This is a genomic window from Gordonia sp. NPDC003429 (genome assembly GCF_053588575.1).
Genome location: NZ_JBSFQF010000004.1, coordinates 199,293 through 223,654, shown reverse-complemented (window position 1 = coordinate 223,654; position 24,362 = coordinate 199,293). Strand labels below are relative to the sequence as shown.

16 protein-coding genes and 1 tRNA gene are annotated in these 24,362 nt (G+C 67.9%); 11 read left to right on the top strand and 6 right to left on the bottom strand.

Annotated features, from left to right (window positions below; all coding sequences use genetic code 11):
• The first annotated feature begins 26 nt into the window (after window positions 1-26).
• The 8 genes from ACWDSI_RS07660 (at window position 27) to ACWDSI_RS07625 (ending at window position 12,860) form a co-directional block, all read left to right on the top strand.
• A complete protein-coding gene (locus ACWDSI_RS07660; RefSeq protein WP_449756175.1) occupies window positions 27-3,539 on the top strand; it encodes an ATP-dependent helicase in 3,513 nt (1,170 codons plus the stop codon).
• A complete protein-coding gene (locus ACWDSI_RS07655; RefSeq protein WP_449756174.1) occupies window positions 3,532-6,948 on the top strand; it encodes an ATP-dependent helicase in 3,417 nt (1,138 codons plus the stop codon). Before ACWDSI_RS07660 ends, ACWDSI_RS07655 begins: the two co-directional genes overlap by 8 nt.
• A gap of 111 nt (window positions 6,949-7,059) precedes the next feature.
• Window positions 7,060-8,133, top strand: a complete 1,074-nt coding sequence (locus ACWDSI_RS07650) for a potassium channel family protein (RefSeq protein WP_449756217.1) — start codon at window positions 7,060-7,062, stop codon at window positions 8,131-8,133.
• A 72-nt stretch (window positions 8,134-8,205) separates the two neighbouring features.
• On the top strand, window positions 8,206-9,159 hold the full coding sequence (gene nudC / locus ACWDSI_RS07645) for an NAD(+) diphosphatase (RefSeq protein ID WP_449756173.1): 954 nt from the start codon (window positions 8,206-8,208) through the stop codon (window positions 9,157-9,159).
• Window positions 9,160-9,520: 361 nt separating this feature from the next.
• Window positions 9,521-9,805, top strand: a complete 285-nt coding sequence (locus ACWDSI_RS07640) for a mycoredoxin (RefSeq protein ID WP_449756172.1) — start codon at window positions 9,521-9,523, stop codon at window positions 9,803-9,805.
• Window positions 9,806-9,875: 70 nt separating this feature from the next.
• A complete protein-coding gene (locus ACWDSI_RS07635; RefSeq protein WP_449756171.1) occupies window positions 9,876-12,011 on the top strand; it encodes an ATP-dependent DNA helicase UvrD2 in 2,136 nt (711 codons plus the stop codon).
• A gap of 119 nt (window positions 12,012-12,130) precedes the next feature.
• Window positions 12,131-12,388 carry a hypothetical protein gene (locus ACWDSI_RS07630; RefSeq protein WP_449756170.1) on the top strand — a complete coding sequence of 86 codons (258 nt, stop codon included), beginning with the start codon at window positions 12,131-12,133 and terminating at the stop codon, window positions 12,386-12,388.
• Between the two features lie 166 nt (window positions 12,389-12,554).
• Window positions 12,555-12,860 (top strand): WhiB family transcriptional regulator, encoded by a 306-nt coding sequence (locus ACWDSI_RS07625; RefSeq protein WP_449756169.1) that lies wholly within the window; start codon window positions 12,555-12,557, stop codon window positions 12,858-12,860.
• Between the two features lie 260 nt (window positions 12,861-13,120).
• On the opposite strand, the gene ACWDSI_RS07620 is transcribed toward ACWDSI_RS07625, so the two are convergent.
• The 3 genes from ACWDSI_RS07620 to ACWDSI_RS07610 all read right to left on the bottom strand — a co-directional run bounded on the left by ACWDSI_RS07620 (window position 13,121) and on the right by ACWDSI_RS07610 (window position 17,027).
• Window positions 13,121-14,437, bottom strand: a complete 1,317-nt coding sequence (locus tag ACWDSI_RS07620; RefSeq protein ID WP_449756168.1) for an ABC1 kinase family protein — start codon at window positions 14,435-14,437, stop codon at window positions 13,121-13,123.
• Window positions 14,438-14,491: 54 nt separating this feature from the next.
• Window positions 14,492-15,352, bottom strand: coding sequence for a hypothetical protein (locus ACWDSI_RS07615; RefSeq protein WP_449756167.1), 861 nt, complete (start codon window positions 15,350-15,352; stop codon window positions 14,492-14,494).
• A 145-nt stretch (window positions 15,353-15,497) separates the two neighbouring features.
• Window positions 15,498-17,027 carry a zinc-dependent metalloprotease gene (locus ACWDSI_RS07610; RefSeq protein ID WP_449756166.1) on the bottom strand — a complete coding sequence of 510 codons (1,530 nt, stop codon included), beginning with the start codon at window positions 17,025-17,027 and terminating at the stop codon, window positions 15,498-15,500.
• A 115-nt stretch (window positions 17,028-17,142) separates the two neighbouring features.
• On the opposite strand from ACWDSI_RS07610, the gene ACWDSI_RS07605 reads away from it, so the two are divergent.
• The gene (locus tag ACWDSI_RS07605) at window positions 17,143-18,198 is read left to right on the top strand and encodes a YlbL family protein (RefSeq protein WP_449756165.1); all 1,056 of its coding nucleotides are present in this window, start codon (window positions 17,143-17,145) and stop codon (window positions 18,196-18,198) included.
• A gap of 81 nt (window positions 18,199-18,279) precedes the next feature.
• On the opposite strand, the gene ACWDSI_RS07600 is transcribed toward ACWDSI_RS07605, so the two are convergent.
• A complete protein-coding gene (locus ACWDSI_RS07600; protein ID WP_449756216.1) occupies window positions 18,280-18,888 on the bottom strand; it encodes a PPA1309 family protein in 609 nt (202 codons plus the stop codon).
• A gap of 260 nt (window positions 18,889-19,148) precedes the next feature.
• On the opposite strand from ACWDSI_RS07600, the gene ACWDSI_RS07595 reads away from it, so the two are divergent.
• Window positions 19,149-22,106, top strand: a complete 2,958-nt coding sequence (locus ACWDSI_RS07595; protein WP_449756164.1) for a UPF0182 family protein — start codon at window positions 19,149-19,151, stop codon at window positions 22,104-22,106.
• Between the two features lie 36 nt (window positions 22,107-22,142).
• Here the strand turns inward: ACWDSI_RS07595 and ACWDSI_RS07590 are convergent, their stop codons facing one another.
• Window positions 22,143-22,430 carry a hypothetical protein gene (locus ACWDSI_RS07590; protein ID WP_449756163.1) on the bottom strand — a complete coding sequence of 96 codons (288 nt, stop codon included), beginning with the start codon at window positions 22,428-22,430 and terminating at the stop codon, window positions 22,143-22,145.
• Between the two features lie 416 nt (window positions 22,431-22,846).
• On the opposite strand from ACWDSI_RS07590, the gene ACWDSI_RS07585 reads away from it, so the two are divergent.
• Window positions 22,847-22,923: transfer RNA gene (locus ACWDSI_RS07585), tRNA-Met, on the top strand.
• A gap of 779 nt (window positions 22,924-23,702) precedes the next feature.
• On the opposite strand, the gene ACWDSI_RS07580 is transcribed toward ACWDSI_RS07585, so the two are convergent.
• The gene (locus ACWDSI_RS07580) at window positions 23,703-24,158 is read right to left on the bottom strand and encodes a recombinase family protein (RefSeq protein WP_449756162.1); all 456 of its coding nucleotides are present in this window, start codon (window positions 24,156-24,158) and stop codon (window positions 23,703-23,705) included.
• Window positions 24,159-24,362 lie beyond the last annotated feature (204 nt).

Here is a 24,362-nt window from a genome sequence, read left to right as displayed (position 1 = left end):
TCGGAGGCGCGTGATTCGATGGACACGTGGCTCGACGAACGGGGGCGCCGCGGCCGGGCGGTGCGCAGCGGGGCGAGAAGGCGGCACGGGGCGGCACGGCGTTGCGCGCCCATCTCGTCGCGCCGTCGGACGATCGGCTCGGGGTGCGACGGTGGGCCACCGACGCGCAGGCGGTGATCGACGGCGCGGTGCCCGCGACCGGAACCGCGCCCGGTTGGCGACCGTGGCGCGTGCACGGCGGTCCCGGTACGGGAAAGACGTCGCTGGTCGGCGATGCCGCGGTGGCGCGGTTACGCACTCCGGGCGTCGATCCGGAGTCGATCCTGGTGCTTGCGGCGAGCAGGCGTGCGGCGGTCGCACTGCGCGAGGAGATCACCCGCCGGGTGCTGGCCGGTGGCGGTGTGAATGGTGCTGGTGGCGCTGGGGGTGTGCATGGTGACGGGGTCACGGGTGCGCTGCGGGAGCCGCTGGTGCGCACCGTTCACTCCTACGCCTTTGCGATCCTGCGGTTGCAGGCTGCCGCCCATGGCAACCCGCCGCCCCGTCTGATCACCGGCTCCGAGCAGGACGTCGTGTTGCGTGAACTGCTGGCCGGCGACATCGAGGACGGCGCGGAATACTGGCCGGCGCATCTGCGCCCGGCGCTGGGCACCGACGGGTTCGCCCAGGTGCTGCGCGACTTGATGATGCGCGCCGCCGAACGGGGCGTGGGCCCCGAGGAACTCGCGGCGCTCGGACGCACCCACAAGCGTCGGGAGTGGGTGGCTGCGGCTCGCGCGTATGCCCAGTACGAGCAGAACATGCTGTTGCGCGGTGCCGTGGGCCTCGAGACTCCCGGGGCGTCGGCGCCCGCGGTCGATGCCGCCGAACTGGTGGGCTCCGCGCTGTCGGCGTTCGCGACCGATCCCGACCTGCTGCGCGCCGAGCGCGCCCGGATTCGCCACCTGATCGTCGACGATGCCCAGCACCTCGATCCGCAGGCCGCCGAGCTGGTCCGCCTCGTCGGCACCGGCACCGACTCCACGATCATCACCGCCGACACCGATCAGTCCGTCTTCGGTTTCCGCGGGGCGAGCCCCCGTTTCGCCGACCGGCTGGCCGCACGCGGGGACCAGCGCGACGTGGTGCTCGACGTCGATTTCCGGTCGCATCCCTCAATCGGCGTGGTCGGCCGCGCCCTGGCCGCACGGTTGCCCGGGGCGCGGCCGCATCCGTATCCGCAGTCGGTGCACTCCGACGCTGTAAGCGGTGGGGCGGTGACCGATGGGGCTGTGACCGATGGCGACGGGGCCGGTGGCGCTGCGGTACGCGTGTTCTCGTCGGCGGCCAAGGAGGCCACCGCGGTCGCCGACCTGCTGCGCCGTGCGCATCTCTTCGACGGGATCGCGTGGTCGGAGATGGCGGTGATCGTGCGGTCGGTGCACCTCGCGTTGCCTGCGTTGCGTCGCGCGTTCCGGTCGGCCGGAGTGCCGCTCACCACCCCCACCACCGATCTGCCCATTCACCGGCAACGGTCGGTGATCGCGCTGATGACCGTGATGCGGGCCGTCGCCGCGCGCGACGACGCCGACCCCGATGCCGGCGAATTCACCATCGACGACACCGTGGCGGCGCTCACCGGACCCATCGGTGCCGCCGACCCCGGGGCGATGCGGCGCCTGCGCCGGGGCATTCGACGTGCGGACGAAAAGGCCGCAGCCGGCATGGTTTCCGCCGGTGCCGACGATACCGATGCGGCACAGGGTGATTCGCTGACCTCCCTGCGGCGCGCGCTGCTCGATCCCGAGGTGGCACGTGGGTATCTCGACGCGCTCACCGACACCGAGAGCGAACCGTTGCGACGAGTGCTGGACGTGATCGCCGACGCCGCGCGGACACATCGCGCCCATCGCGGGATCGAGGAGACGTTGTGGTCGGCCTGGCAGGCAACGGGATTGGAGCGGCGGTGGGCGGCCGCGGCACTGCGTGGGGGACCCGCCGGTGAGCAGGCCGACCGCGACCTCGACGCTGTGATGGCGATGTTCGAGGCGGCCGCCGACTTCTCCGACACCCTGCCTGCCGCCGGGCCGGGCGCGTTCGTCCACTATCTCGGGCAGTTGCAGATTCCGCGGGACAGCCGGACGCCGGTCGCGGCAACGGATTCGGTGACCGTGCTGTCCGCGCATGCCGCCGCCGGTCGCGAATGGGAGGTGGTGGCCGTGCCCGGGGTGCTCGACGGATTGTGGCCGTCGCTGCGCAGCCGCGGCAGCGTGCTGGGCACCGCCGACCTCGTCGACATTCTCGACGGTGTCGACCCGGAAGGGGTCGGGCATGTTGCGCGCAGTGCCGGAGCGTTGGCCGACGAGCGCCGGTTGCTGCTGGTGGCGTGCAGTCGGGCGCGGCGTCGGCTGCTCGTCACCGCGGTCGAGGACGGTAGTGGTGAGGCGTCGCCGTCGCGATTCGTCGCCGAGATCGCCGAGGCGCTCTCGGCCGGTGGCGCGCACCACCCGGAGGAGATATCCGAGGTGTTGCCGCTCGATCCGGGCGTGGACCGGGTGCTGTCGTTACCGTCGCTGATCGCGACGCTGCGGTCGGTGGTGATCGCCGGCGCGTCCGGAACAGCACCCGACGACCGGACCCGTGCTGCAGCCGAAATCCTTGCCCAGCTGGCGGATTCGGATATTCCAGGCGCGCATCCCCGGGATTGGTTCGGCTTGGCCGGACCGAGTACCGACGCTCCGCTGTGGCGGCCCGACGACGGGCCGGTCACGTTGTCGCCGTCGAACATCGAGAACCTCACCACCTGCGCGTTGCGGTGGATGCTCGAACGCAACGGCGGACGCGACGCCGACGGCACGCCGGCCATCGCGGGCAGCCTGGTGCACACCCTGGTGCAGGCGGTTGCGGGCAACATCGAACCCGACGAGGTCACCGCGGCCCTGCGCGGCATCTGGGATCGCGTCGACACCGGGGCGGCCTGGTACTCGGCGCACGAACTTGCCCGCGCGGAGACCATGCTGACAAATTTCCGTGAGTGGCTGCGTCTTTCCCGCGATGACCTGCGGGAGGTGGGGGTGGAGTCCGCGATCGACGGGACGGTGGCCGCCGACGGAGACGACCCTGCGGTGCGGTTGCGCGGCCGGGTGGACCGCCTCGAGGCCGATCACTCGGGCCGTCCCGTGGTGGTGGACGTGAAGACCGCGAAAGCCGCGGTCTCCCGCGCCGACGCACAGGCGCACGCGCAGCTCGCCGCCTATCAGGTGGCACTCGCCCATGGCGGGTCGTCGCGGTTTCCCGCCGGGTCCGACGGTCGGGTGGAACCCGGCGGCGGTCGGCTGGTCTACGTCTCGGCCGAGAACCGGTCCACCGGAGCCGCCGAGCGGTCGCAGGAACCACTGACCCCGGAACTGCTCGACGAGTGGATCACGGTGGTGCGGTCGGCCGCGCGCGCCAGCATCGGTCCGGTGTTCGACGCCACCCCCAACCCGGGCTGCGGGCACTGCCCGCTGGTCACCAGCTGTCCGGCGCAGCTGCCCGGTAAGGCGGTGATCGATGACTGAATCACTCACGCGCACAACGCTGATCTCGGCGACGTCGCTGGCCGCGGCGCTGGGTTTGCCCAACCCCACACCGGAGCAGGTGGCGGTGATCGAAGCGCCCGCCGAGCCCGTCCTGGTGGTTGCCGGTGCGGGCGCGGGTAAGACCGAGACGATGGCGTCGCGGGTGGTGTGGCTCGTCGCCAACGGCATCGTGGCGCCCGACGAGATCCTGGGGCTGACGTTCACCCGCAAGGCGGCGAGCGAACTCGGTGCCCGTATCCGCCGCCGGCTGTCGACGCTCGCCGCGTCGCCGGCGCTGATCGGGTGGGATCCGGACGGGTCGCTGGCGTCGCGGTTGCGTAGCGCCGACCCCGAGGTCAGCACCTACCACGCCTACGCGGGTCGGCTCATCGCCGACTACGGTCTGCTGCTGCCGGTGGAACCGGGTTCGGCGCTGCTGAGCGAAACCGAACTGTGGCAGCTCGCCTTCGGCATCGTCGCCACCTGGACCGGGCCGCTGCACACCACCAAGGTGCCCGCCTCGGTCACCGAGGCGGTGTTGCGACTGCACGGTGAAATGGCCGAGCACCTTGTCGAACTCGACGACCTGATGGCCTGGGGCGAGGACCTGCGGTCGATGGTCGACGTGCTGCCGAAGGGGCCTCGACAGCGCGCCAATCCCAGCAAGGAACTGCTCAAGATCCAGGAGGTCATCGACGAACGGCGCGAACTCATCCCGATGGTCGCCGCCCTGCGTGCCGCGATGCGTGAGCAGTCCGCCCTCGACTTCGGCAGCCAGATGTCGCTGGCCGCGCAACTGGTGCAGCGGCATCCGGAGGTGGCCGGCGCCGAACGCCGGACATTTCGGGCGGTGTTGCTCGACGAGTACCAGGACACCGGTCACTCGCAGCGCATTCTTCTGGCCACCCTGTTCGGACGGCACCCCGGCGGCACCGACCGCGCAACGGGCATCGCGGTCACCGCGGTCGGCGACCCGATCCAGTCGATCTACGGCTGGCGTGGCGCGTCGGCGGCCAATCTGCCGCGCTTCACCACCGATTTCCCACGCGCCGACGGTCGCCCGGCTCAGCGGCTGGAATTGCTGACCAGCTGGCGCAATCCCGCACACACGTTGCACCTGGCCAACGAGACGTCCGAGGAGTTGCGGCGACGCGGGATCCCGGTGAGCGTGTTGCGTCCGGCGCCCGACGCTCCCGCGGGCACGGTGGCGATCGCCCTCACCGACACCGTGCTCACCGAACGCGCCTGGCTCGCCGACCAGGTGGAACGCCGCTACCGCGACGCCGAACGCGACGGCACCGACCCGCCGACGGTGGCGATCCTGGTGCGGCGCAACGAGGATTCGGCGCCGTTGGCCGCCGAACTGGAGGCACGGGGCATCCCCGCCGAGGTGGTGGGCATCGGTGGGCTGTTGCACGTTCCGGAGATCGAGGACATCGTCTCGACATTGCGCGTGATGGCCGACCCGATGGCGGGCACCGCGGCGATGCGTCTGCTGACCGGTGCGCGTTGGCAACTCGGCGCCGCCGACATCGCGGCTCTGTGGCGGCGCGCCACCACGCTGGCGGCCCGGGGTGCCGCGGCGGCGACCGGTGTGGTCACCAGCCGTGAGGAACTCGACGCCGCCCTCGACGCGGTGCTGCCGACCGAGGTGGTCGACCGCGCGGGCATCGCCGACGCCATCGTCGATCCCGGTCCGCCCGACGCGTACAGCGACGTGGGATTCGCTCGCATCCGGGCGTTGGGCGGCCAGCTCGAATCATTGCGCCGGCGTATCGGGCAACCGCTGCCCGAACTCGTGGCCGACGTGGAGAACACCATCGGTGTCGGCGTGGAGGCGCAGATCCGTGCCCGCCGCATGCGCGGATCCATCAGTGGCCGTGAACATCTCGACGCGTTCGCGGAGTATGTCACGCACTATGCGGAGCGTCCGGGCGCCAACCTGCCCGGGCTGCTGGCCTTTCTGGAGGCGGCCGAGACCATCGAGAAGGGACTCGAACCCGGTCGGGTGGAGGTGGCCGAACAGCGAGTGCAGATCCTGACCGTGCACGCCGCGAAGGGACTCGAATGGGACGTGGTGGCCATTCCACATCTCGCCGACGGCATCTTCCCCGGCGGCAAGGCCGACACCACCTGGCTGCGCAGCGCCAAGGAACTGCCCGGCCCCCTGCGCGGCGACCTCGCCGAACCCGGGACCGGCGAGGGTTTCCCGGTGTTCGACATCTCCGGTGTCGGCGACCGCAAGGAGTTCGCCGATGCACTGCTGGAGCACAAGGAGGACATCGACGCACGCAGGCTCGAGGAGGATCGACGGCTGCTGTATGTGGCGCTCACCCGCGCCCGCCGCGAACTGCTGATCTCGGCGCACCACTGGTCGGAAACGAGGGACAAGCCCCGCGGCGGGTCGGACTTCTTCGACGAACTTCTCGAGATCATCACCGCATCGATCGCCGACCCGGACTTCGACTCGGCGGGCATGACGGTCGACGTCGTCGCCCCCGACCCGCCCGACGGTGCCACCAACCCGTTGGCCGAACTCGAGGTGCTCCAACCGTGGCCGTTCGACCGGCTGGGCAGGCGTCGCACCGAGGTCACCGCCGCGGCCGATCTCGTGCTCGACGCCATCTCGCGACGCGAGGCCCCGGCCCTGTTCGACACCACAAGCACCGGCACCACAATCACCGACACGGCGAGCGCCGGGACCGCCGCAGCCGCCGACGGTGCTGCCGATGGCACGGCCGACGAGGTCGCCGCGTGGCGGGCCGAGGCGGCGGCCCTGCTCGACGAGCATCGGCGCGGCAACCAGGCCGTGGTCGACGTCACGCTGCCCTCGCATCTGTCGGTCAGTCAGCTCGTCGACCTCGACACCGACGAACGGGAATTCGCCCGCAGGCTGCGTCGGCCGACTCCCTTCCGGCCCAATCCGACGGCGCGCCGCGGCACCGCGTTCCACGCCTGGGTGGAACGCTGGTTCGGGGCCACCCGTCTGCTCGACATCGACGAACTCCCCGGTGCCGCCGATTCCACCGCCACCCCTGACGCCGACCTCGACACGCTGCGGGAGGCGTTCCTGGCGTCGCGGTGGGCGGCGCGGACTCCGAGCGAGGTCGAGGTCCCCTTCGAAACGGTGATCGGCACCACCGTGATCCGTGGTCGGATCGACGCGGTGTTCGCCGAACCGGGAGGCTCCTGGCTGGTGGTCGATTGGAAGACCGGAGTAGTCCCCGAACCGTCGGCACGTGCGTCGCTCGACATCCAGCTCGCCGCCTACCGGCTCGCCTGGGCGCAGCTCGCCGGCGTGCCGGCCGACCGTGTGCGCGCGGCATTCCATTACGTGCGTTCGGGTTTCACCCTCGAGCCCGACGAGCTACCCGATCGTGCCGCGCTCGCCGCGCTCCTCGCACCATGAGCCACGGCGGTCTGATGGGCTGGGTGGCACCCGATGGGTTAGATTCCACTCTGTGATGCATCCATCGTCCGGCGTCCAGCACGCCGGCAGCCAATGCCGGTGGCCGGACTGATGGCGGCCCGCCGGTTCCGGCGCCGATGGGGTGGCTCCGATTTGTCCGAGGGCCCCGACTACGCCCTGGTGGGTGTGGTCCGCATCCCCGAACTGCAGCAGAGCCCGGGCCGGGCCATCGGCAAGCGCGTCATCTTCGCCATCGTGGCGCTCTTTTTCACCGCGACCCTGGTGTACCTCGATCGCGACGGCTACCGCGACGTACAGGAGAATCCACTCTCTTACCTCGACTCCCTGTACTACTCCGCGGTGACGCTGTCGACCACCGGCTACGGTGACATCACACCGGTGACACCCACAGCCCGCCTGCTCAACCTGCTCATCATCACCCCGCTGCGCGTGTTGTTCCTGATCGTGTTGATCGGTACGACGCTCGAGGTGCTGACCGAACGGTCGAGGCAGGCACTCAAGATCCAGCGCTGGAGGAACAACTTGCGCAACCACACCGTGGTGATCGGTTACGGCACCAAGGGACGCACCGCCGTCGACGCGATGATCGGCGACGGCATCAAGCCGGCCGACATCGTGGTGGTCGACAGTGACACCGGGGTGCTCGAAGCCGCCGAATCCGACGGTCTGGTCACCGTGCGTGGCGACGCCACCAAGTCCGACGTGTTGCGGCTGGCCGGTGTCGCGCACGCAGCGAGCATCGTGGTGGCCACCAACCGTGACGACACCGCTGTCCTCGCGACGCTCACCGCCCGCGAACTGAACCCGCGCGCCAAGATCGTCGCCTCCATTCGCGAATCCGAGAACACCCACCTGATGCGGCAATCGGGCGCCAACTCGGTGGTGGTGTCCTCGGAGACCGCGGGACGGCTGTTGGGAATCGCCACCATGACGCCGTCGGTGGTGGAGGTGATCGAAGACCTGCTGACGCCCGACGCCGGCTACGCCATCGCCGAACGCGAGGTGGATCCCACCGAGACCGGCGGATCTCCCGCGCACACCCACGACATCGTGCTCGGCGTTGTTCGTAACGGAGTGCTGCACCGGGTGGACGACATGGAGGTCGAACAGATTGAGGCCGGTGACCGGCTTCTCTACGTACGCAAGGGGCAGTCGGGCGACTGACCGGGGAGTAGGACTGACCGGGGAGTAGGACTGGCCGGGGAGTAGGACTGACCGGGGAGTAGAAAGTTTCACATGGCCGAGTTCGTGTTCGACAGTCCACCGTTGTTGTCCCGCGCCACCTTTGACCGTGCCGACGAGATCCGCGACCAGCCCGACCGCATCCGTTCGGGGTGGCCCACCGCCCTGGTGTTGCGGATCGACGGTTCCGGCCGATACCCGGTGACCGCCGACGGCGCGCTGCGCTGGGTGCGCTCGACCGAAGTGGCCGACGACCCGCCCGCCGACGCGGTGTTCCTGGCGCATACCCACACCGACCTCTGGGCATTGCGCACCGACGATGCCGACGGACCCACCCAGGACCCCCGTCGCGGGGCGCACCGCCTCGATCCGGACGAGGCCGGTCTGCTCGCCACCGCATTGGGCCTGCTGAACTGGCACACGTCGGCCGGCTTCTCACCCGTGGACGGCAACCCCACCGCGCCGGCGCGCGCAGGCTGGGTGCGACGCAATACCGTGACCGGTGCCGACGAATTCCCGCGCACCGATCCGGCCATCATCACCGTGGTCCACGACGGCGCCGACCGTATCCTGCTCGGCCGGCAGTCGGTGTGGCCCGAGCACTGGTATTCCACTCTCGCCGGCTTCGTCGAGCCCGGAGAATCGTTGGAACAGTGCGTGATCCGTGAGGTGCACGAGGAAGTCGGCATCACCGTGCGTGATGCGCGCTACCTCGGCAGTCAGCCGTGGCCGTTCCCGCGGTCGCTGATGCTGGGGTTCTCGGCGGTCGGTGATCCCGACGAACCGTTACGTTTTTTGGACGGAGAGATCGGCGACGCGCAGTGGTTTCATCGCGACGAGGTGCGCGAGGCCCTCGATCACGGCAACGAATGGGTGCGCGGCGTGACCCCCGTCGACCACGACGGACCGCCTCCGCGCCTGTTGTTACCGGGATCGATTTCGATCGCACATGCCCTGATCACTGCATGGGCACGCGGGCCTCACGAGTCGAGCGTGCCCACTTCGTAGTCGAGCGTGCCCACATCCGCGTCGAGCGTGCCCACATCCGCGTCGAGCGTGCCTTCCCGCCGATCGAGCCTGCCCCGCCGCTGATCGAGCTTGCCCGCCGCCGATCGAGCTTGTCGAGATCACTCCCGGCCCGTCGGTGGTGATACAGATGGGACGGCTGTGCGAGGCGGCGACAATAATTGTCGTTGCCGCGCGTATACGTCCCAGTTGTATTCGCGTTCGAGTGGTTTCGACAAGCTCAACCAGCGGTGGCGGCTCGAGCAGCGGTGGCGGCTCGACCAGCGGTGGCAGCTCGACCAACGCGGGAGCTCCATCAGCACTGGGTCGGAACACCGACCGGCTCCTCGTTGTTACAGCACCCATGAGCAATGTGATCGACGACGACGCGTCCGGCCGATTGTCCGACACCGGTGAGCTGACGATGTACACCACGAGCTGGTGCGGGTACTGCAGCCGCCTGAAGACCGGTCTGCGGAGCCTCGGCGTCAGCTGGCAGGAGGTCGACATCGAACTCAACCCGGACGCGGCCGAGTTCGTCGGCAGTGTGAACGGCGGCAATCACGTGGTACCCACGGTCCGCTACGCCGACGGCACCACCGCCACCAATCCGTCGATCGCCGACGTCAAGGCCAAGCTGGGCGTCTGATCAGCCGGTCATCCCGGGTCATCCACAGACCGCCCGCGGCGGACGAACAGCGTCGGAGGCGGGTGCGATAGTGGAACCCGTGCCCGAATCTCCGCCCACCAGTACCCGCTCGCGCCGCGATCGGTCGATTCTCGACGGCCTCGATCCCCAACAGCGTGCCGCGGTCACCGCGCCGCGCGGCCCGGTGTGTGTGCTTGCCGGTGCGGGCACCGGTAAGACCCGCACCATCACGCGTCGCATCGCGTATCTGATCGACGGCGGCCAGGTGAATCCCGGTCAGGTGCTGTCGGTGACCTTCACCGCGCGCGCGGCCGGCGAGATGCGGTCGCGACTGCGCTCGCTCGGGGTCGGCGGGGGCGAGGGTCCCGGCGTGGCCGCACAGACGTTCCACGCGGCGGCGATGCGTCAGCTGCGCTACTTCTGGCCCCGGGCGTTCGGCACGCTGCAATGGGAACTGCTCGACAACAAGTTCCCGGTGGTCTCGCGCGCCGCTCGTCGTGGAGGTCTCGACACGTCCACCGACACCGTCCGCGACCTGGCGTCGGAAATCGAGTGGGCCAAAGCGTCGCTGATCGAGCCGGAACGCTACGCCGAGGCCGTCACCCGGGCCCTGCGCGACACTCCCGCACCGCCCGAGCAGGTGGCGCGGGTCTACGCCGCCTACGAGGACGCAAAAGTCTCACCCGACGGTGATCGTCTCCTCGACTTCGACGACCTGCTGATCTACATGACCCAGATCCTCGCGTCCGATGCCGGACTGGCCGAGGAGTTCCGGTCCCGCTACCGCTGCTTCGTGGTGGACGAATACCAAGACGTGACACCCGTGCAGCAGGGCTTGCTCAACGCCTGGCTGGGTGCCCGGGACGATCTCACCGTGGTCGGCGACGCCAATCAGACCATCTACACCTTCACCGGCGCCACACCCCGCTACCTGCTGGACTTCGGCCGACGATTCCCCGAGGCCTCGGTGGTCCGCCTCGAACGCGACTACCGGTCCACACCGGAGGTGGTGAGCCTGGCCAACCGGGTCATCGGCGCCGGTCGCGGGCGCATCGCCGGAACCCGGCTGCAACTGGTCGGTCAACGGCCCTCCGGGCCGGAACCGGAGTTCACCGAATACGACGACGAGCCCGCGGAGGCGGCGGGCGTGACGGCCGCGATCACGCGGCTGATCGCCAACGGTGTGCCGGCATCGGAGATCGCGATCCTCTACCGGATCAACGCCCAATCGGAGAACCACGAGCAAGCGCTCACCGAAGCCGGAATCCCGTACCAGGTACGCGGCGGTGAGGCCTTCTTCACCCGCACCGAGGTGCGGCAGGCAATGCGGCAGCTGGCCGCCGCGGCAGAGCGTGGAGTCCGCGACGGCGTCGACGTGCCGACCGTCGTCGGATCCGTGCTGGCCGAACTCGGCATGACGGCCGAGGAGCCGTCGGGCGCCCAGGCGCGCGCCCGGTGGCAGTCGTTGCGGGCGCTGTCGGGTCTCGCCGACGACATGGTGGCCGAAAACCCTGAACTCACCCTGCACGATCTCGTCGCCGAACTCGCCGCCCGGTCGCAGGCCCGGCACCCACCCACGGTGCAGGGCGTCACGCTGTCGTCGCTGCACGCCGCCAAAGGCCTCGAATGGGACGCGGTGTTCCTGGTGGGTCTCACCGAGGGCTCCCTGCCCATCAGCCAGGCCATCAAGGCGTCGACCGAACAGGTCGAGGAGGAACGGCGGCTGTTCTACGTCGGCATCACCCGCGCCCGCGAGCATCTGCACATCTCATGGGCGGTGGCCCGCAACGAGGGTGGTCGTGCACGGCGCAGATCGCGCTTCCTCGCCGACATCGTCCCCGACGACTCGCCGGCATCCCGGATCGCCCCGGACTCCACACGCAAACCCCGGCGCGGCCCCACCTGCCGCGTGTGCGGGTCCCGCCTCATCGACTCCACCGCGACCCTGCTTGGTCGCTGCGCCGACTGTCCGTCCGACCTCGACGAAGGCTTGCTGGTCGCGCTCAAGGAGTGGCGACGTGAACGCGCCGCGTCGAAGAAGGTACCCGCCTTCGTGGTGTTCTCCGACAAGACGCTGCTCGCGATCGCCGAGCAACGCCCCACCGATTCGGCTGCGCTGGTGTCGATCTCCGGTATCGGTGCAGCCAAACTCGACGAGTACGGCGCCGAGGTGATCGATGTCGTCAAAACCGCAGGTCAAAAATAGGTTGTGCGTTCCGGAGCGCACCACCTAGTGTGGTTCGGGTCAGCACGGGAAGCCACCGGCACGCTCACGCGTGTCGTCGGCCCTCGCACATGGAAATCGACACCGGAAGGAGTGGATCAGTGAACGGCATCATCAACACCGGCATCGATGCCAGCGGCAGCATTGCCACCGGCATCGGCGCGAGTGCGCCCTGCGCGCCCGTCCGCGATCGCTCCTGGCGTGCAGCGCAACCGCTGCGCGCCGCCGCCCATCCGGCGGTACCGGTAGCGGCCCCCGCGGTAGCGGCGCCCGCGCACACGGTGCCCGCACCTCACGATTTCCATCTGGTGCGAGCGCCCCGGCGGTTCCCCGTGCACATCCGAAAACCTCTCGGCTAGAGGGTTTTCGACACGCCACACGGCCACGGGTGAATCGCACAGGCGACCCGTGGCCTTTCTCGTGATCGACGTCCATCCCCATCTCGGGAGGGAACGGTTCTCATCACGTCGAGGTCAGAGGTCTCCGACACCAACGACAACCTCGAACAAGATGTGGAGCAACCCCATGACAGTCGAATGCACTGACATCCTCTCCGTCACCGAATCGTGTATCCCGGCGGACCGCACGTCGGTGACCCGGACGAGCCTGCCCTGCCAGGAATCCGACGCCGACCTGTGGTTCGCCGAAGACCCCCGTGATCTCGAACGCGCCAAGGCACTGTGCACCGAGTGCCCGCTGCGGGCCCAGTGCCTGGCCGCGGCCCTCGACCGCGCCGAGCCCTGGGGAGTGTGGGGCGGCGAGATCTTCGAGCGCGGCGCGGTGATCGCACGGAAGCGTCCGCGAGGTCGCCCGCGCAAGAACGCAGCCTGACATGTCACGCGTCGAGGTCGTTCCGGTGGCCGGAAAACCCAACTGTGAAGGGTTTTCCGGCCAATGCGCCGGCGTCGTCCCGCTGATCGCGGTCGACGCGCGCATACCGACGACGAGCCGGTTGTCGTCGGCCATTACGGCGAGGCGCGCGTCGGCCGTGTGTCTGCCCGGTGTGCCGGACAGTTCACCCCGCGGATTGTGGGACGCTGACGCCGCTGCTGCCGCCCGCAGATTCGACGACCCGCGCGGTCTCGCGACACTCAGTCGGCCAGCCCCGGCACCCACTTCTCCATGATGGCCCGGTAGGGTGCTTCCGCGTCGAGCTGGCTGGCGATGCCGACGCACCCGGCGAGAACTCGGAACACCATCACATACTGCTTGGGCACGTTGAGGTTTCGCGAGGTCTTGTACACGTCGCCCCGTACGTCGGTGGCGTGACCGGCTGCCCGTTGCAGCCATTTGCGGCTGAAATGGAACGACTCGGTGTACAGCGGATCGACGTACGGCTTGAGGTAGGCCTCGATGTCGGCCGGGGTGACCCGATCGGCACGAGAACGCAGGATGAATCCCGCCTCGATCATGCGTTCCTTGAGTTCGTCGTACTCCTTGTCACGCGCGAGCCGCAGGATCGGACCGGTCTCCGGCGGCAGACCGTTGGGATAGTGGCCGACGGCGCCGAAGTCGAGCACCCCGAAACGGCCGTCGTCGGTGATGAAGAAGTTGCCGGGATGCGGGTCGCCGTGCAACAGACCCACCCGGAACGGCGAGGAGACCTCGAAGGTCGCCATCCGTGCCGCGGCCTCGTTGCGGGTCGCTTGATCGCCGGAGGTGATGATCCTCGACAACGGTGTGCCGTCGAGCCATTCCGACACCACCACCTTCGGGGCGCTGGCCACCACCTTGGGAACCACGAAGTCGGGGTCGCCGTCGAAGGCCTTGGCGAAGGCGCGCTGGTTGTCGGCCTCACCTAGATAGTCCAGCTCGGCCTCGGTGCGGTCGATGAGCTCGTCCATCATCGATTTCACGTCGGTACCCGGGGAAAGCTTCTGGATCATCCCCGACATCCGCGACAACGTCTTGAGGTCCGCCTTGAGGGCTTGGTCGGCTCCGGGATACTGCACCTTGACGGCCACCTCGCGGCCGTCGGCCCAGATGCCCTTGTGTACCTGGCCGATACTGGCCGAGGCGGCGGGCGTGTCGGAGAACTCGCGGAAACGCTCGCGCCACCGGGTGCCGAGCTGCTGGTCGAGCACCTTGTGCACCCGATCGGCGGGCAGCGGCGGTGCCTCGGCCTGCAGTTTGGTCAGTGCCTCGCGGAACGGTTCGCCGAACTCGTCGGGGATGGCGGCCTCCATGATCGACATGGCCTGGCCGACCTTCATCGCGCCGCCCTTGAGTTCACCGAGCACGGAGAAGAGCTGCTCGGCGGCCTTCTCCATCAGCTCCTGGTTGATCTCGTCCTTGTCCTTGCCGACCATGCGTTTGCCGATGCCCGCGGCTGCGCGCCCCGCCATGCCGATCGGTAGCGACGCGAGCCGAGCGTTGCGTCGGTGCTGGCCACGCGTGATGTCGGTCATAACGTCCTTTCCTCGTACAGGATAGATGACCGTAGCTGTGCTCCCGGTGAGCGTTCAGCCTGCGATCGGCTGAGACCGGCACCTGCACAGCGGATGCGGTGACCACCGCTTGACGACAATGCGCAGGGTGGAGGTGTGCAGTTCGACGGTGTGGTCGACGAGGAGGGGAGTGGCCGCGGAGTCGGCCGTCCGGATGGCGACGGCGAGTCGCTCGACGTTCTCGTGGACGAGTGCGGCGGTCGCGCGCACAGCCGCCGCACTGCCGTGCCCGCTCACCCGCACGAGCTGCGCCGCCACCACCGGCCACGCGGGGTCGGTGTCGGCGCGATGTAGGTCGACGCAGCCCAGGCAGCTGGTGAGACCGGGCAGCACCAGTGGTCCCAGGATGCCGACGCCATCGCGCATCCGCACCTGTAGGTGCGGGGTGCCCGAGGCGTGCAGCCCCGTGACCACCATCGGGTCGTGCACCAGGTAGTCGGTGAGGATCACCAGATCGGCCGAGCGTCCCACCGCGTGGTGAGTCGGCCGTTGCGCCGAGCGCGTGACGACGAATCCGGCGTCGGCCAGCGACCCGGAGACCTGGTGGGCCAGCGGTCCGGGACCGTGCACGCGGATGCGTCTGAGCCGGGTGGCATCGGTGCGATCCCCCTGTCCGGTGGTGCGTGCTCGTCCCAGCGCGACGAGCTGAGCGAGCAGCACGTCCAGCTCGGGCCAGGTGAGGCCGGTGGACGCCAGTTCGGCGCCCACCTCACGGCGGTGGCGCGGCTGCGTCAGCGAATCGAGCAGACCGGCGACACGACGGGCCGACACCGCTGGATCGAGTTCGATGACGAGCGCGTGCTCGGGGTCGGTGCCGAGCTGGATGCGGTTGCCCGGTCGCAGCAGCACCACCGTTCCCGGTACGAGGACGGGCAAGGTACCCGTGAGTCTGCTGGCCGGCGTCGAACCACGAGGTGGGTGCCCAGGCTGTGCCATGGGCACACTCTGCCAGGCCGGTGGCTCGGATTGGGCTGCCGCCGTGAGTTATCCACAGATCGACGGCAGATACCCGGTGGGCCGACTACTCCGTCGGGTCGCCGCCCGAGTCGTCGTCGCTCCCACGGTCGGAGTCGGGTTGCGCGCCGTTATCGGTGGCGGCGCTGTCGGAGGTGCCGGGCGCCGACGCATCCGAGCGTGCCGCCCGCTCGTCGGCGAGGGTCTGCTCGAGTTCGGCGATCGGATCGTCGAACGTGCTGACATCGCCACCGATCACCCGGTCGATGAAGCCGGCCGGCTGATCGAGATCCTCGCCGTCGGGCATCAGGTCGGGGTGTGCCCACACGCCGTCACGGGTGGCCACGTCGCCGGCCTCGAGCAACGAGCGCCACAGCGCCGAGGCCTCCCGGACCTTACGCGGGCGCAACTCGAGCCCGACGAGGGTGGCGAAGGTCTGCTCGGCCGGGCCACCGGATGCGCGACGACGGCGCATCGTCTCGGTGAGCGCCGCGGTGCTCGGTATCCGATCCGAAAGTGCTTGGGAGACCACTTGTTCCACCCATCCCTCGATCAACGCGAGCAGCGTTTCCAGCCGGTTGAGGGCGGCCTTCTGCTCCGGGGTGGTGGTCGGCTCGAAGGACGCCGACGAACTCATCAGTTCCTCGAGCTTCGACGGGTCGGAGAACAACTCGGCCGGATCGATACTGCTGGTGAGGTCGTTGATACCGGAGAAGTCGATGGTGATTCCGCGCGCGTACTCCTCCACCGTGGACAGCAGTCGCTGTCGCAGCCACGGCACATGGGTGAACAGGCGCACGTGGGCGGCCTCGCGGGCGGCGAGAAAGACGACGATCTCCTGTGCGGGCTGTTCGAGTCCGTCGGCGAAGGTGGCGATGGCCTCGGGCAACAGCACCGCCTCGCCCTCGGGGGCGAGCGGCAGTCCGATGTCGGTGGAGGTGAGCACCTCCTTGGCGAGCTGACCGAGCCCCTGACCCAACTGGGTGCCGAACGCCATCCCGCTCATCTGGGTGAGCATGCCCATCATCGGCCCGGCGAACTGTGCCGCCTCGGCGGGCAAACTGTTCTCCCAGGTGCGCGAAAGCTGTTGTGCCACCGGGTTGCACAGGCCCTTCCAGGTGGGCATGGTCTGCTCGAGCCATTGCACCGGGGTCCAGGCGACGGCCTTGCGGACCCCCGACGGCAGCGTGGTGGCCTCGTCGAGCCACACCTCGGCGAGCCGGACGGCGTCGGCGACGGCGTTGTTCTCCTTCTCGAGCACCGGGGTGAAGTTGCCGATCTGCTGACGCGCCAGGTTCGCGGCGAGTTCGTAGTTGACCGGCCCGGCCGCAGCGCCGCCACCGCCGAAACCCAACGACCCACCCGAACCCATGCCGCTGAACATGCTGCCGAGCTGGGTGAACATCTGGCCAAGCGCGGCGGGGTCGAACGACGCGGGGTCGAAACCCTCACCGCCGAGCGCGAAGCCGAAGGGATTCTGATCGCCGGCACCGCCGCTGCCGGGGTTCTCGCCGCCCGAGCCGTCGCGCTTCTTGTCACGGTCGTCACCGTCGTCGCCGCCGGAGGACGGTGAGAAGCCGAAGGGCAAATCAGTCATGACTCCACGGTACCGCCCAGATGTCGGCGCGACGGCGCCTCGACGTTCGCCTTGAGCATAGCGGGCTCAACCAGGTGTGGCGGCATCGTCGCCCACGTCGATTATGGTGGTCGGAATGACAGGGCACGCATGGACGGCGCAGCCCCATTTCCGTCGCATCGCGACCATCGCCGTCACCACACTGCTGCTTCTCACGCTCATCGTGCTCGGCACCACCGTCCAGGTGCCGTACGTGGCGCTGGGACCGGGTCCCACGGTGAACACTCTCGGCACGCTCGACGGCAAACCGGTCGTCGACATCCAGGGCGCGACCACCGACCCCACCACCGGCAACCTGAATCTGACCACCGTGTCGGTCAACGACGGGCTCACACTGTTCGACACGCTTCAGTATTGGATGTCGGGCACCTACACCGTGCAGCCGCGCGAGCAGCTGTTCCCGCCGGATCAGACCAACGAGCAGGTCCGCGAACAGAATCAGCAGGAGATGTCGGGGTCGGAGAGCACGGCGACGGCCGCCGCGCTGCGCTACCTGAACCGTCCCACCAAGCTGGTGGTGGAGTCGGTGGCCGCCGACGGCCCGTCCGCGAAGGTGCTGCGACCCGGCGATCAGCTGCTGCGGGTGGCCGGCACCGAGGTGTCGACTTCCGAACAGATGCAAGACGCGGTCCGCAAACAGAAGCCCGGCGCGGAGATCCCGATGGAGATCATCCGCGCGGGTGCGCCGCAGTCGGTCACGGTCACCGCGGGTGCCAGACCCGACGACAAGAACGTCGCCTACGTCGGTGTGACGCCGGAGGTGGTCAATGCCGACCCCTCGCTGCGGATCAGCTACAACGTGGGCGATATCGGCGGTCCGTCCGCCGGACTGATGCTCTCACTCGCGGTGGTGGACCGGCTCAGCACCGGTGAACTGACCCGCGGCAAGTTCATTGCCGGAACCGGCACCATCGCCGACGACGGCGAGGTGGGACCGATCGGCGGTATCACCCACAAGACACGCGCGGCACGAGACGCTGGTGCGACGGTGTTCCTGGTGCCGGCGGCCAACTGTGCCGAGGCCACGTCCGACGCCCCCGACGGGCTGCAACTGGTCAAGGTGGACACGATCAACTCGGCGGTGTCCGCACTCGACGACGTGACCGCCGGGCGTTCGGCCCCGCACTGCTGACCACGCCCGCACTGCTGACCACGCCCTCCGCTGATCACGCACGCGCAGACCGGCATGTCCTGACCACGCCGGCGCGGGCTGTCAGTCGGCGTCGAGAGTCGCGGCCAGCGCCTCCTGCAGGGTGGCGGCGAGCTGCGGATGGGTGAGTATCTCCATCGGCGCTGCATCGTCCTCGGTGGAGTCGGGCTGCAACCGCATCAGCGCCAGACGCGGTCCAGATCGCATCGCGCCGACGGCGACTCGCGCGACGCGGCTCTGCGGGTGTGTCCGGGCAGCGGTGCGGGCGGCCGACTCGGCGGCAGCGGGATCGGCGAGTAGTGGCTCGAACGCCGAGTCCAGGTCCGATTCTGCGTCGGGAGGTAGCACCACGATCTCGAGCACGAGCGCGGCGCCGGCGACCGCCTGCGGCCACGACGTGGTCGCCAGAACCTCCTCCAACTGCGCGTACGGCTCATCCCCGCCGGCCACTTCGAGCGGCTCCTGCGCAATGGGGCTCAGCGCCGACTCGTCGTCGGGATCGACCAGTTCGGGGTGCTCAGCGGCGAGAAAGGCCGTGGTCACCAGCGCGAACAACTCCGGCGGCCGATTCCAGCCGAGCGGATCGGCGTAGTCGAGGATGTCGCGCAGCGCCCTGCCGAGATCATCGCTGCTCAGGGGTACGTCGGTGTGGGAGTCGGTCACCGACCCCATCATGCCCGCCGGTTGGTGCTGCGCTCACCCCACGCCGGGAACCGGCCGGTCGTCGTCCGCGTTGTGAGTGCGTCAGAGTTGCACGGGCGTGGCGCGAGGTTGACGGGCGTGGCGCAAGGCTCACAGCGCGGCGAGGTCTCCGACCGGCTGCCAGTAGAGTGGTGGCCACTGTCGCGCCTTGAGGCAGGTGTGATCCGACCGGGCATGCCCGGAATGAGCGTTTTGGGAGTGGATAGGTGGGCGTTCGCGGGCCGGCTGGCATGCCGACACTGTCGCGCAGAAGCAAGATCGCCATCGGTGTGGGCGTCGCAATACTGGTGCTGCTGTTGGTGGGGCCCCGGCTCGTCGGCATCATCACCGACTGGCTGTGGTTCTCCGACCTGGGCTATACCCGGGTGTTCTCGACCATCATGTGGACCCGGGTGGTGCTGTTCGTCATCGCCGGAATCGTCACCGGCCTCATCATCTTCGGTGCCATCGCGCTGGCCTACCGGTCGCGCCCGGTGTTCGTGCCCGCCAGCGGACCCAACGATCCGCTGGCCCGCTACCGCGCCTCGATCATGGGGCATCTGCGCTGGTACGCCTTGGTTCCCCCGATCATCATCGGTCTGATCTTCGCTCTCGTCGCCCAGGGATCGTGGGCCACGGTGCAGACGTTCCTGCACAGCACCGACTTCGGCCAGCGGGACCCGCAATTCGGTCTCGACGTCGGCTTCTACGCCTTCGACCTGCCGTTCTATCGATTCCTGCTCAACCTGCTGTTCGTCGTCGTGGTGATCGCGTTCTTCGCCAACCTCGTCACCCACTACCTGTTCGGCGGCATCCGTCTCGGCGGCGGCGGCAACTCCATCACCAATTCGGCCCGCATCCAGCTCGCCGTCCTCGCCGGCACGTTTCTTCTGCTCAAAGCCGTGTCGTACTGGTTCGACCGCTATTCGCTGCTGTCGAGTCAGCGCAAACAGGAGATCTTCACCGGAGCGAGTTACACCGACATCAACGCGGTGCTGCCGTCCAAACTGATCCTGATGGTGGTCGCGATCATCTGTGCCCTGGCGTTCTTCGCGGGAGCGGTGCTGCGCGATCTGCGTATTCCGGCTCTGGCCACCGTGCTCATGCTGTTCACCGCGTTGGTGATGGGCATCTTCTGGCCGCTGGGTATGGAGCAGTTCTCGGTGAAGCCCAACGCCGCGCAGAAAGAGCTGGAATACATCCAGCGCAATATGGACGCCACGTCGCGCGCCTATGGCATCGTCGACGGCAAAGACGTGGTCTATGAACGCAACTGGACCCAGCAGCCGGCCGATCCGGTGGCGGTGAACAACGACGCGGCGACGCTGTCGAACATCCGCATCCTCGATCCCAACGTGATCGAGCCCGCGTTCACCCAGCGCCAGAAGCTCAAGAACTTCTACGGCTTCCCCACGCAGCTGGCCGTGGACCGCTACACCGTCGACGGGCAGCAGCGCGACTTCATCGTCGCCGCCCGTGAGATCGATCCGAGCAAATTCGATGCGAACCAGCAGAACTGGATCAACAAGCACACCGTGTTCACGCACGGCAACGGGTTCATCGCCGCGCAGGCCAACACCGTCGACGAGGCGTCGTCGGATGCCGAGAGCGATCGCGGTGGCCTGCCGGTGTTCGCTGTCAGCGACCTGGAGAACTACCAGACCCCCGAGTACAAGGCCAACGCCCCGATCAGGGTGACCCAGCCCCGCATCTACTTCGGCGAGATGATCGCCAAGGTCGATCCGGACTACGCGATCGTGGGGTCGGTCGAGGGAGACCGCGAGTACGACCTGGACGGCAAGAACTACACCTACGACGCCGATTCGGGTGTCTCCCTGGGGAACTGGTTCAACCGGGTGCTGTATTCGGTCAAGTACACCGAGCGCAACATCCTCCTGTCCAATGCCATCAACCCGAACTCGCGGATCATCTACAACCGCGACCCCCGCGACCGCGTGAAGAAGGTGGCGCCCTGGCTGACGGTGGATTCCAAGACGTATCCGGCGGTGATGGCCGACGGCTCGATCAAGTGGATCGTCGACGGATACACCACTCTGGCGACCTACCCGTACGCGCAGCGGATGTCGTTGCAGGACGCCACATCTGACGCGCAGGACCTCAATCGCGGGCAAACCGGCCGCAGTCAGGTCAACAAGCAGGTGTCCTACGTCCGCAACTCTGTGAAGGCCACTGTCGACGCCTACACCGGCAAGGTCGAGCTGTACCAGTTCGACGAATCCGATCCCGTGCTCAAGACATGGATGAAGGTGTTCCCCGGAACGGTCAAGTCGCACGCCGAATTCGAGCGGCAGTCCGACCTGAAGTCGCACGTGCGCTATCCCGAGGATCTGTTCAAGATCCAACGCACCCTGCTCTCGCGGTACCACGTTTCCGATCCGGGAACGTTCTTCCGTAGCAACGATTTCTGGTCGATTCCGAGCGATCCGACCAAGGACGACGCGACGCAGCAGGGGCTGAGCCAGCCACCGTATTACTTCACCGCGGCGGCACCGGGTGGTACCGCGTCGCAGTTCCAGTTGACGACGGTGATGAACGGGTTCAACAGCCGCTTCCTTGCCGCGTACATGACGGCCTCGTCCGATCCTGAGGACTACGGCAAGATCACCGTGAAGACGCTGCCCACCACCAAACAGACCGTGGGTCCGCAGCAGGCGCAGGAGAACATGAAGAGCTCCGGTCCGGTGGCGTCGGATCGCAAGCAGGTGGAGGACACCACCAAGGTGACCTACGGCAACCTGCTCACGCTGCCGGTGGGGCAGAACGGTGTGTTGTACGTCGAGCCGATGTACACGCAGTCCAAGACGGATGATTCCGCGATCCCCAAGCTCTATCGCGTGCTGGTGTACTACAACGCCGCCACCGATCAGGCCAGGGTGGGTTACGCAGCGACAGTGGCCGATGCCCTCAACCAGGTGGGTATCAATCCGTCGGAGGTCACCGCGCCCGAGAGCGGCCCGGCGTCGGTGGGCAACGACGGGCAGCCCGTGTTGGCTCCGCCCGTGCAACCCCAGCAGAACGGTAACCAGCAGTCGACGCCGCAGCGCGACGCCGCCGTGAAGGAGATCGGCGCTGCCCTCGACGCGTTGAAGGACGCGCAGACCAAGGGTGACTTCAAGGCCTACGGTGACGCGCTCGACCGGCTGAACAAGGCCGTCCAGCAATACGAAGCGCTGCCCGCGTCGAACTGATCGAGGTGGGCGGGCGCCCCTCGGAGCTCAGACGCGTCAGCCCCGGTAACGGCTGAGGTAGCGCCGCGTCTCGGCGGGCGTGTTGTCGGGCAGCACCGGGCTGTGGTGGTGCCGATGGGTCAGCGTCATCATGATCGCCACCGCTCCGGCGAAGGCCCCGACCATCAACAGCCCGCACGCGATGGCAGGCGCAGTGTGGCCGGTTGCCATCGATATCAGCCAGAGTGCTGCAAGAGCGAACCCGGCGAGCATCAGCAGGAACGCGACGACGCTCATCGGGTGGTTGCCGTGACTCTCGTGATGGGAATGGTGTTTGGCTGACATGGCATGCCTCCTCATCCGTGACCTTGGTGCAGGTAGTGTAACTCGACTGTGATGTGAATCACACTCAATTGGGTCTTCGACGGCGTAGCAGATGAATATGCGGCGCGCTCCATCGCGCCCGGAATGCCTCCGCGGCGCGTCGGCATTGATCACTGTCCCTTCACGCGGGCTTTTGGGATATGTCGGCCCACCAATCATGTGACAATGCCTGTTGGTTCATCGCTGGACGGAAGCATCGCGCGATTGTTCTCCACCGCCGGTGACGTAAGGCGGGTACGGACGGTCCGATTGAGACGTGAGGTGCGTCACCGTCAGCTTGGAATCGGTCCAGATCGCGGCTGTCTGCGCAGTTCAGGGCTGTGAATGCGACGGATTTGCAACTGCGCCGAACGTCCCTGTAACGTGGTGTTCACCGACGCGGGGTGGAGCAGCTCGGTAGCTCGCTGGGCTCATAACCCAGAGGTCGCAGGTTCAAATCCTGTCCCCGCTACCAAAGTTAGATTGTTAGAACCACGGTCCTCAGGGGCCGTGGTTCTTTCTTTTTCCCACGGCATGGCACCTCTGGGGCGTTCGATGGTCAGGAACCCGGGGATTCGGGCGTGTGGGGCGGTTCTACGGGCGCGGGTCGGTAAATCCCTCCCGGTCGTCTCTCCGCCTCTGAAGCCATTTCCGGTGACCTCTGTTGCGTCGATGAGGTCACTGGTTCTAACGATGTTGTTCTGCTCCCGCTTCCGTTCGGCGGCCAGGGTTGCGGCCAGATCGTCGTTCATGAGCAGTTGGTAGGCCGGGGTCAGGTCGCTGGCGACGATGTCGTCAACGTGGACGTAGAGGTGTGTGAAGATGCTCTGGTTGAGGTCACGGCGCGACTTGGTGTCTGCCGACAGGTAATGCTCGTAGGCCTTGCCGAGAAGCTCTAGGCAACCTTCGAGCTTGGTGGTGAGGTGGGATTCCTGGAGATCGAACTCGCAGAGCTTCGCCTGCGCTCGCACGCTCGGCTGCGATGCGTGCTTGCTCGGTGCGGAGCTCCGGTGTACCGATTGCGTCGGCATAGAACGCTTCGAGTAGCTTGCGGCTCTCTTGTTCGAGCTGCTGGAGTCGCTCGGAGGCTGCCTGTCGTGCCTGCGCGGCATCTGGGAGCAGAACGCGCATGTGGTCGAGGACGAGCCCTCGGATCGCGGTGGTCTGCTTCGGGCTGAGCGTCACGGTCTGCCAGTGAGCGGTCACGAGGTCTTCGAGGTGTGGCGCTTGGATGGCGCGAAAGGTGCAGCCGTTCTAGAGTCGTTGGCGTCCGAGGCAGTAGAAGTAGTCGTAGACGGTGCCCACCCGATTGCGGGTCTTCTCGAATGTGAGCGGTTCGCCGCATTGCCCGCAGTAGACCGAGCCCTTCAGATAGTGATTGTGCACGCGGCTTCTCGCGGCTCTGGTGGCGGGCCTGGCGGACCCGCTGGACCTCAGCGAAGAGCGCTTCGCTGACGAGGGCTGGGTGGCTGCCGGGGTACTCGACACCTTCGAACTTACCGCACCCGTGTAGTAGCGGTTCTGGAGCATCGACGTGATGTGCGAGTGCGCGATCGGCCGGCTGGGGCGATTCGGCCGGGTCACGGTGGTCACGCCGCGCTTGTCGAACTCGTCCTTGATCATTCCGGCTGTCCACTCGCCGGTGGCGTAGCGCTCGAACATCCAAGTGACCCAGTGGCCGCGCTCGGGGCCGATGACGACGGTCTTCACTTCTCTGCCGTCGTCGGTGCGGATGCGGCTGTTGAGTTAGCCGAAGGGTGCCATGCCCGGAGTGCCGCCGCGGAAGCTGTACGACGTCGTTGGAGTCGAGCCGAACCCGGCTAGTGCTGTCGTGATCAGGCGTAGCGGCAAGCGCTGACTGGGCATAGCTGTCTCACATCGTGGCTCGGGTCATGACGTCCCCGATCTTGTCCC